Source organism: Pseudomonas sp. P135 (assembly GCF_020312125.1).
Lineage (GTDB): Bacteria > Pseudomonadota > Gammaproteobacteria > Pseudomonadales > Pseudomonadaceae > Aquipseudomonas > Aquipseudomonas fragariae.
The window spans coordinates 452,162-465,525 of sequence record NZ_JAGPYR010000003.1; the positions used below are offsets into that span (position 1 = coordinate 452,162).

Consider the following 13,364-nt stretch of genomic DNA (forward strand, 5'->3'; position numbering starts at 1 on the left):
CGCGTTGACCTGGACGTCCGGAAAGGACGCCGGCAATAACGTTCGCGAAGAGCAGCGGGTGGGTCGCCGGTAAGGGTTTAACCTCGGCGAAAACACAAGCCATAAGCGCAGCTTCGTCAAACCAACATGCTGATGAATCAGCCCCTTGCGTTGGCTTCGTTGCGAGCCTTGACGGGGGAGTGGACGTCTCCACGACCTGAAAGGTTCCCACACGAGACATTATCTGGCCATCGTTTATTGTCTGAACGGTTCGGTTATTGCCGCGAGTTGAGCTATAATCTGCGCCCTTTTTCAATCCCATCCCAGGCGATTTCCCATGACCCAACAGGCCGCCGAAGTCGCGAAACGCCGCACTTTCGCCATTATTTCCCACCCGGATGCGGGTAAAACCACCATCACGGAAAAACTCCTGCTGATGGGCAAGGCCATTTCCGTCGCCGGTACGGTCAAGTCGCGTAAATCCGACCGTCACGCCACCTCCGACTGGATGGAAATGGAGAAACAGCGTGGTATCTCCATTACCACGTCCGTGATGCAGTTTCCGTATCGCGACCACATGATCAACCTGCTCGACACCCCGGGCCACGAAGACTTCTCCGAAGACACCTACCGCACCCTGACGGCGGTCGACTCGGCCTTGATGGTCCTCGACGGCGGTAAAGGCGTCGAGCCACGCACCATCGCGCTGATGGATGTCTGCCGTCTGCGCGACACGCCTATCGTCAGCTTCATCAACAAGCTCGACCGCGATATCCGCGACCCGATCGAGCTGCTCGATGAAATCGAAGCGGTCCTCAAGATCAAGGCGGCGCCGATCACCTGGCCGATCGGTTGCTACCGGGACTTCAAGGGTGTCTATCACCTGGCCGACGACTACATCATTGTCTACACCGCAGGCCACGGCCACGAGCGCACCGAAACCAAAATCATCGAGAAGCTCGATTCGGACGAAGCCCGCGCCCACCTGGGCGATGAATACGAGCGCTTCGTCGAGCAACTGGAGCTGGTACAGGGCGCCTGCCACGAATTCAACCAGCAGGAATTCATCGACGGTCAGCTGACCCCGGTGTTCTTCGGTACCGCGCTGGGCAACTTTGGTGTCGATCATGTACTCGATGCCGTGGTGAACTGGGCGCCCAAGCCGCTGGCACGTGTGGCCAACGAGCGCACCGTCGAGCCGGCGGAAGAGAAATTCAGCGGTTTCGTGTTCAAGATCCAGGCGAACATGGACCCCAAGCACCGCGACCGCATCGCCTTCATGCGTATCTGCTCGGGCCGTTACGACAAGGGCATGAAGATGCGCCATGTGCGTCTGGGCAAGGACGTACGGATCGGCGACGCGCTGACGTTCTTCTCGTCGGAGCGCGAGCAGCTGGAAGAAGCCTACGCCGGCGACATCATCGGCTTGCACAACCACGGCACCATCCAGATCGGCGATACCTTTACCGAAGGCGAAGCGCTGGGCTTCACCGGTATTCCGCACTTCGCCCCGGAGCTGTTTCGTCGCGTCCGCCTGAAGGACCCGCTCAAATCCAAGCAACTGCGTCAGGGTCTGCAACAGCTGGCCGAAGAAGGCGCCACACAGGTTTTCTTCCCGCAGCGTAGCAACGACATCATCCTCGGCGCCGTCGGTGTGCTGCAGTTCGATGTGGTCGCCAGCCGCCTCAAGGAAGAATACAAGGTCGAATGCGCCTACGAGCCGATCACTGTGTGGTCAGCGCGCTGGATCGACTGCGACGACAAGAAGAAGCTCGAAGAGTTTGAGAACAAGGCGGTGGAAAACCTGGCAGTGGACGGCGGCGGTCACCTGACCTACCTCGCCCCTACCCGCGTGAACCTGGCGCTGATGGAAGAACGCTGGCCCGACGTAAAATTCCGCGCCACCCGCGAGCACCACTGACCGGCCGATGGCGTCGCTGGGTGACGCGGAGCGTCACGAACGGCATTCCCACGCTGGAGCGTGAGGAACGATAGGTCTGTAACTATCGTGCCGATGCTCCGCGTCGAGCGTGAGGAACGATGGGTGTCTGAGAGAACACCTATCGTGCCGACGCTACGCGTCGGCATGCAGTTCTGGACGCTCCGCGTCCTGTCCCGAACCTGCGGCGCGGCGCAGATCTGTGACGCGGAGCGTCACCCACGGCATTCCCACGCGGGAGCGTGAGGAACGATAGTTCTCTAACTATCGTGCCGATGCTCCGCGTCGAGCGTGAGGAATGATAAGCGTCCGAGAGAACACCTATCGTGCCGACGCTCCGCGTCGGCATGCATTTCTGGACGCTCCGCGTCCTGTCCCGAACTTGCGGCGCGGCGCAGATCTGTGACGCGGAGCGTCACCCACGGCATTCCCACGCGGGAGCGTGAGGAACGATGGGCGTGCCCAAAAGTACGCCCTGCGTCCTCTTCTGGCTGGCATTCGCTGATCTGGATCAACCATTCAGCGCAAAATGAGAATTAATCTCAATAGAGCCTTGCTATTATCCCGATAAGAATTATTCTCATCTGACTTGCACAGGAGATGAGACATGACCTATTTGATCGATGCATGGCTGGACAGACCCCACCCTTACCTGAGAATTCTCCATCGCGAGACAGGGGAAGTGTGTGCCGTACTGGAAGAGGAAGCGCTGGAGGAGTTACGCGATCAGGGCGATCTGGATGTGTGCAGCTTGAGTTCCAGCGAGCCATTGGTGCTCAAGGAACTGGTGAGAAACCTGTTTCTGTTCTGCTACGCGCGGGCGTTGCGCCCCATGGGTGAGTTGCACTGAGCATGAAGCATCAGCACAGCTGCGTCGCTGAGCGAATCGGCGCGATTCGCTCAGCGACCGTCTGCATCGACCGGGTCGCTTACAGAACGTCCAGCAGTTCCACGTCAAACACCAGCACGCTGTGCGGTGCGATGCTGCCTACGCCCTGAGCGCCGTAAGCCAGCTCGCTCGGCACGTGCAGACGCCATTTGCTGCCGGCGTTCATCAGTTGCAGCGCCTCGGTCCAGCCGGCAATCACGCCGCTGACCGGAAATTCGGCCGGCTCGCCACGATCGTAGGAGCTGTCGAAGACGTTACCGTCGATCAACGTGCCGTGGTAGTGAACGCGTACCTGGTCTTCACGGGTTGGCTTGGCGCCAGTACCAGCGGTCACGACTTCGAATTGCAGACCCGAAGCCAGCGTGGTCACGCCTTCGCGCTTGGCGTTTTCAGCCAGGTAGGCCTTGCCGGCGCCCGCAGCCTGCTCAGCCTTGGCGGCTGCTTCAGCCTGCATGATTTCGCGGATGACCTTGAAGCTGGCGGACATTTCTTCCTGACCGACACGGCTTGGCTGACCGCCAAACGCATCGCGCAGGCCTGCCACGATGGCTTCCAGGTCGACACCCGGTGGCGGGTTGTCGCGCAACTGATCGCCCAACTGACGGCCAATGCCGTAGCTGACGCGGGTTTCGTCGGTGGACAGATTGACTTCGGACATGACACTGCTCCGCATGGGGGCATACAGTCAGTGAGCGGTTGAGGCCTGATGGCCATCACCTCGACACTCGCTGATACACCCCGGACAAAAGGCCGAGCAGCCTAGCACAACAGACCGGAAACGTCCTACAGCAGCGGTGGCTAACTTCTGACGATCAGGACCATGAAGAATGAAACGAGATCGGCAGGCGCATTTCGGAACGGTCATTGACCGGCATGCCGCACAGCTCATCATGGACCACGCAATGGACCAGGTAAAAAGGCACCACCGGTATGTCCTTGAGCAACTCCCGGGCATGCTCTACCGAGCGAAGGTGCAGCGTTTTACCCGCCGGGTCCTTGAGCATCACCGAAGTGCCATTCATGCGCACATCCAGCAGATAGATGCCGCCTTCGATGGAGATCAGGTTCAGCTCATCGACCCGCCCGGCATGGGCGTGGTCGGTAAATTCCTGATAATTCATGATCGAACCTCCTGCGCAAATGCCTGATGCATCGGAACGGACGTTTTACAACACACAGCGTCGACATGCCAGAAACGATAACGCCCGCCCCTGTCATTCCATGTAGTTTCAGTGCTTGGTGACCTTGTCCAGATAGCCCATCGCAAACGCCGATATCACGAACGTCATGTGGATAATCACGTACCACATCAGGTATTCGGGCTTGATGTTGGTGGCGTCCATGAACACCCGCAACAGGTGGATGGAAGAAATCGCGACAATCGATGCTGCGACTTTCATCTTCAATGAAGACGAATCCATGGTGCCCAGCCAGTTGAGCTTTTCCTTGTCCTCGTCGATGTCCAGTTGCGATACGAAGTTCTCGTAGCCGGAGATCATCACCATCACCAGCAAGCCACCGACCAGCGCCATGTCGATCAGCGACAACAACACCAGAATCAGGTCAGCTTCGGCCAGCGAGAAGATGTTGGGAATGACGTGAAAGATTTCCTGGAAAAACTTCAGACACAACGCCAACAGACCAAGGGAGAGGCCGAAATAGATCGGCGCCAGCAGCCAGCGCGATGCGTACATGGCATTTTCAAAAAAACGTTCCATTGATACTCGCAAGGTGTTTTAAAAGAGCGGGCGAGTATATCAGCGGTAATGCGCCGCTCTGAGCGTGCGACAAAATATCGCACAGCGGCAGTTAGCGCACTTGAGGAAACGGGTTGAAGGCTAGAACAGCGACGAACTCTGACAGACAGTCCTGTCGCTATCGATACGGCGCAATTCAGCCTGGATGTGCAGCGTCCAGATAGGCACGTCATCGGCGCATTGATAACCATGCAACGACAGGCTTTCAATAACGCTGGTGAGCACCGTTTGCGCTGCGGGCAGGCCTTTGAAAGGCCCCTGGGACTTGATTGCGGAAGGCTGTTCTTCGGCCATACCGGCGGCGAAGAACACCATCCACTGTCCGTTGTCATGAGGAAGAGGCCGGATGACACACTCGATGCGGGTCATCAGCCCCATGCATTCTCGGGTAAGGCAAAGGCTACGCGGCATGATGCGCTCCTGTTCAGCAACAGTATTCATCCGTCCCATGAAGCAGAATGCACGCCAATCTCTTTGGCCACTGCGATCACCTCAAGACTAGAAGAAAACCACCCGGCGAGAAACCATCTCTGATGAACGGAGCACCGGACGGTTTGGCATCGCCCGGTTCCTGCGCAGTCAGACCTTGAGTTCAGGCTGCAACTGCGCAGGCTCCTTTTCCAGCTCTTCCTTGAGGTCTTCGTCGCTGAGCATCTCTGCGATATCGCGCAGACGCTCCACGACACGCGCATTGACGCTGCCCTCAGGGAATTCGCCATGCTCGTCGGGCGCACCGGCAGGTTCGCCCACCAGCAGGCTCAGCGCCTCATCGGCCTGACGTACTGCGTAGATGTGGAATTGCCCGGCACGAACAGCCTGTACCACACGCTCATCCAGCATCAGCGTGGTGACGTTGGCGTGCGGAATGATCGCCCCCTGCTCACCGGTCAGCCCACGTGCTTCGCAGAGGCGGAAGAAGCCCTCGATCTTTTCATTGACCCCGCCCACCGCCTGAACTTCGCCAAACTGGTTGATCGAGCCGGTAATCGCGAAGCACTGCTTGAGTGGCGTGCGTGACAGCGCCGAGATCAGCGTGCAGACCTCGCCCAGCGACGCACTGTCGCCGTCCACGTAACCGTAGGACTGCTCAAGGGCGATACTCGCGGAAATCGCCAGCGGGAATTCCTGGGCATAACGGCTGCCGAGGTAGCCGGTAAGGATCATCACGCCCTTGGAGTGGATCGGCTGGCCAAGGTTGACCTCGCGCTCGATGTCGACGATCCCGCTGCCGCCCGGGTAAACCGTGGCGGAAATCCGCGCGGGCACGCCAAACGCCGAGTCACCGACCTCCAGCACCGTCAGGCCGTTGCACTTGCCGACTGCCGCGCCGTCAGTGTCGATCAGGATCACGCCAGCCATCATGTCATCGAGAATCCGCGCCGAAACTCGCCCGGTACGGGTGGCCTTGGCCTTGAGCGCACGCTCGATATGCCCGGCGTCGGTCTTGTCGTCGTTGGCCAGCTGGCGGATGAAATCGGCCTCGCTGACCAGCTGGAACAGGTCGCCGATACGCGCCGACAAACGCCCCTGATGCTCGGCCAAGCGGGCGCTGTAAGTCGCCAGTCGTGCCACCGCGTCAGCGGTCAGAGGTGCCATGCCCTCCTCCGAGGTCCGGGTCTTGAGCAACTGAGCGAACTGCTCGAGCGTTTCATCGACCATCGGAATCTCTTCATCGAAGTCGACCAGCACCCGGAACATCTCCTGGAAGTCAGGATCGAGGTCTTGCAGGGTGTAGTACAGCGAACGCGAACCGATGATGATGATTTTGACGTTCCACGGAATCACTTGCGGCGTCAGGCTCACGGTGGCAACACGGCCGAGCTCGCCCAGCGGCGACTCCATCTTCAGCTTGCGCGATTGCAGGGTACGCTTGAGCGCATCCCAGACGAACGGCTCGCCGAGCATCTTCTCGGCTTCCAGAATCAGGAAACCGCCGTTGGCGCGATGCAGCGCGCCGGGGCGCAGTTGCCGATACGTGGTGTACAGCGCGCCCTGATCGGTGCTGTATTCGATGCGCCCGAACAGGTTGTCATAGGTGGGGTGTTGTTCGAAAACCACCGGCGCACCGCCATCACGGGTATTCCCGACCACCAGACTCGGGCTGTACTGCTCTTCCAGCAGCTTGCGCGCCTGGGCATCGGTCTTGGCATCATCGACCAACTGCTCGACCAGCGTCTTGAGCAGGTACACCTGCATGGCCTGCAGGTAGGCGCAGACCGCAGCGTTCTCGGCGTACTTTTCCGAAAGCGGTGCCAGCAAGGGTTGCAGGGTCAGGGTGATGGTTTCTTCATTCAACTGACGCAGCTGATTGTTGGACTCGCGCTTCCACTGCGGCAGGCTGGCCAGCTCTTCGTTGAGACGCTCCTCGAGCGCGGAGATATCTTCGTGAAAACGCTCGCGATCCGCTTCGGGCAGCTGCGAAAACTCGGCCTCGTCCAGCGCCTTGCCGTCGGCCATCGGCGTGAACGCGATGTTGGAGCTGTCGCGATACAGCGCGATGTCTTTCTCCAGCGACAGGCGCTCGATGACATCAAGAGCACGGTCGTAGCGCTGATTGAACGCACGGTCGATCGAGCTTTTCTTCTGCTGATACGAGGGGTGCTCGAAAACCGCCGGGAAGGTCACCAGCAGGTTGTCGATCAGACCGCCGATGTCGGCGGTGAACTCATGAGCAGTACCTGGTGGCAGCTCCAGCGCCTTGGGTTCGCGGGGCTCGTCGAAGTTGTTGACGTAGACCCAGTCCGACGGCGTCTGCATCCGCTTGCCTTCGGCCTTGAGGTAGCGTTTGACGAACGAAAAGCGCCCGGTGCCGGGCTCGCCCATGACAAACACGTTGTAACCGGGGCGCGGCATGGCAACGCCGAACTGCAGGGCCTCTACGGCTCTCTCCTGGCCAAGGACACCGCGAAAGGGTTCGAGCTCGTGGGTGGTCGCAAAGCTGAACTGCTCAGCGGAAAACGGACGGGTCAGCGCGTTGGGCGCCAGGCGTAGGTTGGCTGCGACAGAATCGGGCATCAGTAATCCTTACATCAGGCGGGGCAGATGTCGGCATTCTGGCGCTCGCTGTACACGACTTGCAAGGCAGGAAAGAGTCGAAAAGCATTTGCGTGTCTACCGCCAGGAGCCGCGTCCTGAAAAAAGCCGTTTTCAGGTAATAATCTGTAATCACTCACGGAACCCTTGGAACGTGCCTAAACTCCAAACTGAACAGGTGGTTGCTGGCTGGCCATCTGTCTTGATGTAACGACTCAAGAAACTCGACCCTTGGCTGAACTAAAAAGAGAAAAAGCTATGAAACGGATTCTTCTTGGAACGCTCTTCGCCGCTGTATCGATCAACGCTATGGCTCAAGCACCAGGCGGCCCTGACTGCGGTTGGGGCAACATGCTGTTTGAAGGTCAACGCGGTACTCCAGCTCACTTCCTGGCTTCGACCACCAACGGTACTTCGGGTAACGCCACCTTCGGCATGACCTCCGGCACCAACGGCTGCTCCACCAACGGCGCACTGACCTATGGCGGTAAATCCTGGCTTGCCATGAACGGCATGATGGATGAACTCTCCAAGGACATGGCCATGGGTCAGGGCGAAGCACTGACGACCTACGCTGTGGTACTGGGCGTTGCACCAGAAGACCGCGAGCACTTCGCCGCCGTCACCCACGAGCACTTCTCGCAAATCTTCAGCAAGGCCGACGCCACTGCCGAAGACGTCCACACCAACACTGTGAATGTTCTGAAAAACGATCCGACTCTGGCCAAGTACGCTACCCAGGCTTAAAGTCGCTCGCCCGCCCTTTCTTCGCAAAGGGCGGGATCCCTTTTTCTGATTAGTTGCCCTCTATGCTCAAACGTCTTGTATCGCTGGCGCTGTTCGTCTGTGCCCCTTTATCTGCGGCACCTCATGCCAGCGCTGACCGTTTGCAGCAATTGGCCAATGAGCCGTTCTGGATTTCCCTGGGTCACTACGAGGCCGGCAAGCTCGGTGGCTGGCGCAGCTACGTCACAGACCCGAAATTCTTTCTCGCCGCCGACGGTGCGCATGACCCTAAGGCAGAGCTCAGCGCCACGCTGGAGGCGATTTACGCCCCCGTGACCAATGAGCAGACCCACGCCCAGTGCGTATACCCGGCACGTACCCGCTGGCTGCGCGACCAGTTGCACCTGACTGACCTGCCAACCCCGGACTGCAAGGAATTCAAAGCCTGGTACAAGGATGTGGCGCCGGACAGCACGGTGCTGATTTTCCCGGCCGCCTACCTCAACAGTCCCTCGTCGATGTTTGGCCATACGTTGCTGCGCATCGACCCGGCCAGCGCGAAAACCAACAACACCACACTCTTGAGCTATGCGATCAACTTCGGTGCCTACATCGAAGGCATGGACAACAGCATTCTGTACGCGTGGAAAGGTCTGGCAGGCGGCTACCCGGGGTTGTTTGCGCTGGTGCCGTATCAGGAAAAACTGTCGGAATACCGCAGCCTGGAAAACCGCGACCTGTGGGAATACCGGCTGAACCTGACTGCGGAAGAAACCGGGCGCATGGTCGAGCACGTCTGGGAGCTGAAACAGATCCGCTTCAGTTATTTCTTCTTCGACGAAAACTGCTCCTACCGGCTGCTGGAATTGCTGCAGGTCGCCCGCCCGGGCCTGAAGCTTACCGATCAGTTCGGCCTGACCGCGATCCCGACCGATACGGTCAAGGCGATCAAGGCCGCCGGGCTGGTGGAGAAGATAGATTATCGCCCGTCACGCGAACGCGAGTTGCTGAGCCGCGCCGAACCGCTCGATGCAGACGAGCAACAGTGGGTATTGAAGGTCAGCGCCGATCAGAAACAGCTGCACAACAGCGAGTACCTCGCGCAGCCCAAAGAACGCCGCGCGTTGATTCAGGACGCCGCCTACCGTCTGGAACGCTACCGCGCCAACGGTCTTGAGCGCGACACGCAGCGCTCGCAACGCAGCTTCGAGCTGTTGCAGGCGATCAATCAGAACCCGCCGCCACAACTGGACATCCCGCGCCCCGGCCTGCCGGAAGAAGGCCATGAATCACGTACCTGGCAGCTGGGAGCGGGCACCCGCGGTGACAAGGCGTTTGCCGAATATGGCCTGCGCATGGCCTACCACGACCTGAACGACAACGCCTATGGCTTCCCGCTGGGTGCGCAGATCGAGATCCTTCAGCTCAAGGTGCGCCAATATGAAGGCAACGACTGGCAGGTGCAGCAACTGGACCTGGCGACCATTCGCTCGCTGACTCCGCGTACCGAGCTGCTGAAACCCTGGTCATGGCAAGTTACCGGCGGCCTGGAGCGGGTTCTCGGCAAGCATGGCGACGAGAACCTCGTCAGCCATGTCAACGGTGGTGGCGGCGGCACCTGGAAACTGACCGACGACATGCTCGGCTTTGCACTGGGCACGGTGCGGGTCGAGCACAACAACGATTTCGCCGAATTCATCTCCCCCGCTGCGGGCTTTAACACTGGCCTGCTGTGGCGCAACCCGCTGGGCAACCTGAGCCTGGAAGCCAAGGGCGACTATTTCACCAATGGCGAAGTGCGCCGCAGCGTCAGCCTCAACCAGCAATGGGAGCTGTCCCGCAACCTCGGCCTGCGCCTGAGCGCCCAGCGCGAATTCAGCCAGATGAGCTCGCCGCAGAATGAAGTGATGCTTGAGGTGAAGTGGTATCACTACTGACCGGGTCGGTGGAAACGGCCGGCAGTGTGTCGCGCAAATAAAAGCACACTGCCATTACACGTTCCCTACATCGCTTTTACGAATAACTCACAAATTACCTTCTAGACTCCTCTCATAAGCAGAGGGAATCACCATGAAGCGGTATTGGCTGTTGTTGTCGCTGGCCATCGTGCTGGCGGGTTGTCAGTCCACCCGTGACCAGATGCTGGCCGAGGGTTATCCGCCGGGCTTTGCAGACGGCTATCAGGATGGTTGCAGCAGCGGCAGGGACGCAGCAGGCGCCACGACCGGCCAATTCCGCAAAAACGTACCCCGTTACTTGAAAGACAAGCTCTACGCCCAGGGCTGGACCGATGGCTTTCGTCAGTGCGAGACCTCGCAGGACAATCGCGACCGGCTTGATCCTGGCCAGGTCTTCAATGAGCGTGATCGCGCCTGGGAGCAGGAAAAGACCCGCAGTGCCGCCAAGGCCTATCGTCCGAACTGACCCGCAAAGCGTGGAAAATCGACGAAACCAATGATGTCCTGCTGTGGCCCAAAGCCTATTAGGGAGGACTTTTCATGAGCCGCGCATTCGTAAACGAAGACAACGCTGCCGCCGAGGCCGAGCAACCGGTAGAGCGGCTGGTCAGCACACAGATCAACTACGTCACTGCTGAAGGCCTGACCCTGTTGAAGAAACACGTCGGCAGCCTGCAGGCGCAGCACAGTATGCAAACTGCGTTGGGCGAAGCGGCGGACAAGCAACGACTGGCCGACCTGGAACGCGACCTGCGTTACTTCAACCAGCGCCTGCAAAGCGCGCAGGTCGTTGCACCGGCCGTGTCGACCGAAAAAGTGCAGATCGGCAGTTGGGTGACGTTCGCGGATGAACAGGACAACCGACAGCGCGTGCATCTGGTCGGAGAGGATCAGGCCGATGCAGCCAACGGGCTGATCAATTGGGGGTCGCCACTGGGCCGCGCCCTGATCGGCGCGCAGAAAGGCGATGAAGTGTTGTGGCAGCGCCCGGCGGGCGATCAGTCGATTGAAGTGCTGCTGATCGAACCTGACGCGTGAGCCAGGCCAGCCAACGGCAGCGCCGCTCCTTGCAAGGAGCGGCGCGTGCCTGAACGCTGATCAGGCCAGCTTTTTGTGACGCACACGATGCGGCTGGGCAGCCGCTTCGCCCAGACGCTTCTTGCGATCGGCTTCATACTCGGTGTAGTTGCCTTCGAAGAAGATCGCTTGCGAATCATCTTCGTACGCCAGGATATGCGTGGCTACACGGTCAAGGAACCACCGATCGTGAGAGATCACAATGGCAGCGCCCGGGAAGTCCAGCAGCGCTTCCTCCAGTGAACGCAGGGTTTCCACGTCAAGGTCGTTGGACGGTTCGTCGAGCAGCAGCACGTTGCCGCCCTCTTTCAGGGTCAGCGCCAGGTGCAGACGACCACGCTCACCACCGGACAGGTCCTTGACGAACTTCTGCTGATCGCCGCCCTTGAAGTTGAAGCGACCGACGTAGGTACGCGACGGAATCTCATAGTTACCGATACGGATCACATCGGAGCCGTCGGACACAGCCTGGAACACCGACTTGCTGCCGTCCAGGTCATCACGGCTCTGGTCCACACAGGCCAGCTGCACGGTTTCACCGACTTCGATGCTGCCCGAATCCGGCTGCTCCTTGCCCATCAGCATGCGGAACAATGTCGACTTACCGGCACCGTTACCGCCGATCACGCCAACGATGGCGCCTTTGGGCATGGAGAACGACAGGTTGTCGATCAGCACGCGGTCGCCATAGCCCTTGGTGACGTTCTTGAACTCGATAACCTTGTCGCCCAGACGCGGACCGGCAGGGATGTAAATCTCGTTGGTCTCGCTGCGCTTCTGGAATTCCTGCGACTGCATTTCTTCGAAGCGTTGCAGACGCGCCTTGGATTTGGACTGACGCGCCTTGGCACCCTTGCGGACCCATTCCAGCTCGTCTTTCATGGCTTTTTCGTGCGCGGTCTGCTGCTTGGATTCCTGCGCCAGACGGTCGGACTTGGCTTCAAGCCAGCCGGAATAGTTGCCCTCGTAAGGAATACCGGCGCCGCGGTCGAGTTCCAGAATCCAGCCAGCCACGTTGTCCAGGAAGTAACGGTCGTGCGTGATCGCAACCACAGTACCCGGGAAGTCGTGGAGGAAATGCTCCAGCCAGGCGACCGAGTCGGCATCCAGGTGGTTGGTCGGTTCGTCGAGGAGCAGCATGTCCGGTGCGGAGAGCAGCAGGCGGCACAGCGCGACACGGCGCTTCTCACCACCGGAAAGGACCGAAACCTTCGCATCCCAGGCCGGCAGGCGCAGCGCGTCGGCGGCGACTTCCAGCTGACGCTCCAGGTTATGGCCATCGCTGGCCTGCAGGATGGATTCGAGCTTGGCCTGCTCGGCCGCCAGCTTGTCGAAATCAGCGTCCGGCTCGGCGTATTCGGCGTAGACCTGATCGAGACGCGCCTGGGCGTCCTTGATCACGCTGACCGCCTCTTCCACGACCTCACGGACCGTCTTGTCCGGATCAAGTTGTGGCTCCTGCGGCAGATAACCCACATTGAGCTCCGGCATCGGACGTGCTTCGCCATCGAACTCGGTGTCGACACCCGCCATGATTTTCAACAGCGTGGATTTACCCGAACCGTTGAGGCCCAGCACACCGATCTTGGCACCGGGGAAGAAAGACAGAGAGATGTTTTTCAGGATTTCACGCTTCGGCGGCACAACTTTGCTCAGCCGATGCATGGTGTAGACGTATTGAGCCATGAAATGAAAACCTAGCGTCTGTAATGAGGACCGATTTGGGTAACGAGCTTAAAGCTCCGGCCGGAAAAAAGCTTTTATTTGTCCTTGAGACTTGCCGCGGGACCGTTCCGAGCCTTGAATAAACTCAGTTGGAAACCTGTCGGGCAGTGCTGGCAAATATAAAGCCTGATCGATATTGCAAAAAGTGGAGTCACTCATGCAGGAGTCGGTGGAGACCACGCGTTGCGCAAAGCTACCCGAATGCTGCGTGCAGGGCAAACGATACGGCCCAACGGGACTGGCACTTTGCCACAACTAAAGGCATGCTAGCCGCCCTCTTT

Annotated in this window: 12 protein-coding genes; 6 read left to right on the plus strand and 6 right to left on the minus strand. The window is 59.3% G+C overall.

The window, feature by feature from the left end:
- Positions 1 to 316 precede the first annotated feature (316 nt).
- Positions 317 to 1,900, plus strand: coding sequence for a peptide chain release factor 3 (locus tag KBY08_RS06820; RefSeq protein WP_003396266.1), 1,584 nt, complete (start codon positions 317 to 319; stop codon positions 1,898 to 1,900).
- Between the two features lie 625 nt (positions 1,901 to 2,525).
- Positions 2,526 to 2,768 carry a hypothetical protein gene (locus KBY08_RS06825; protein WP_002555214.1) on the plus strand — a complete coding sequence of 81 codons (243 nt, stop codon included), beginning with the start codon at positions 2,526 to 2,528 and terminating at the stop codon, positions 2,766 to 2,768.
- A gap of 79 nt (positions 2,769 to 2,847) precedes the next feature.
- Here KBY08_RS06825 and KBY08_RS06830 read toward each other — a convergent pair whose 3' ends face one another.
- The 5 genes from KBY08_RS06830 to KBY08_RS06850 form a co-directional block, all read right to left on the minus strand.
- The gene (locus tag KBY08_RS06830; RefSeq protein WP_003419060.1) at positions 2,848 to 3,465 is read right to left on the minus strand and encodes an FKBP-type peptidyl-prolyl cis-trans isomerase; all 618 of its coding nucleotides are present in this window, start codon (positions 3,463 to 3,465) and stop codon (positions 2,848 to 2,850) included.
- A gap of 154 nt (positions 3,466 to 3,619) precedes the next feature.
- The gene (locus tag KBY08_RS06835; RefSeq protein ID WP_058398969.1) at positions 3,620 to 3,928 is read right to left on the minus strand and encodes a DUF6482 family protein; all 309 of its coding nucleotides are present in this window, start codon (positions 3,926 to 3,928) and stop codon (positions 3,620 to 3,622) included.
- A 108-nt stretch (positions 3,929 to 4,036) separates the two neighbouring features.
- Entirely contained in the window at positions 4,037 to 4,525 is a 489-nt protein-coding gene (locus tag KBY08_RS06840; RefSeq protein WP_003313787.1) for a TIGR00645 family protein, read from the minus strand.
- Positions 4,526 to 4,645: 120 nt separating this feature from the next.
- Complete coding sequence (locus KBY08_RS06845; RefSeq protein ID WP_032607618.1) at positions 4,646 to 4,975, minus strand: hypothetical protein; 330 nt, start codon at positions 4,973 to 4,975, stop codon at positions 4,646 to 4,648.
- A gap of 168 nt (positions 4,976 to 5,143) precedes the next feature.
- On the minus strand, positions 5,144 to 7,579 hold the full coding sequence (locus tag KBY08_RS06850; RefSeq protein WP_011268923.1) for a Lon protease family protein: 2,436 nt from the start codon (positions 7,577 to 7,579) through the stop codon (positions 5,144 to 5,146).
- 276 nt (positions 7,580 to 7,855) lie between these two features.
- Between KBY08_RS06850 and KBY08_RS06855 the strand changes: the two genes are divergently transcribed.
- The 4 genes from KBY08_RS06855 (at position 7,856) to KBY08_RS06870 (ending at position 11,319) form a co-directional block, all read left to right on the plus strand.
- The gene (locus KBY08_RS06855; RefSeq protein WP_002555221.1) at positions 7,856 to 8,344 is read left to right on the plus strand and encodes a DUF3015 domain-containing protein; all 489 of its coding nucleotides are present in this window, start codon (positions 7,856 to 7,858) and stop codon (positions 8,342 to 8,344) included.
- Positions 8,345 to 8,406: 62 nt separating this feature from the next.
- Complete coding sequence (locus tag KBY08_RS06860) at positions 8,407 to 10,260, plus strand: DUF4105 domain-containing protein (RefSeq protein ID WP_003399991.1); 1,854 nt, start codon at positions 8,407 to 8,409, stop codon at positions 10,258 to 10,260.
- 133 nt (positions 10,261 to 10,393) lie between these two features.
- Entirely contained in the window at positions 10,394 to 10,747 is a 354-nt protein-coding gene (locus KBY08_RS06865; RefSeq protein ID WP_003368687.1) for a lipoprotein, read from the plus strand.
- A 74-nt stretch (positions 10,748 to 10,821) separates the two neighbouring features.
- Positions 10,822 to 11,319 (plus strand): GreA/GreB family elongation factor, encoded by a 498-nt coding sequence (locus tag KBY08_RS06870; protein WP_011268925.1) that lies wholly within the window; start codon positions 10,822 to 10,824, stop codon positions 11,317 to 11,319.
- A gap of 60 nt (positions 11,320 to 11,379) precedes the next feature.
- Here the strand turns inward: KBY08_RS06870 and ettA are convergent, their stop codons facing one another.
- Complete coding sequence (gene ettA, locus KBY08_RS06875; RefSeq protein WP_111522121.1) at positions 11,380 to 13,044, minus strand: energy-dependent translational throttle protein EttA; 1,665 nt, start codon at positions 13,042 to 13,044, stop codon at positions 11,380 to 11,382.
- Positions 13,045 to 13,364: the final 320 nt, after the last annotated feature.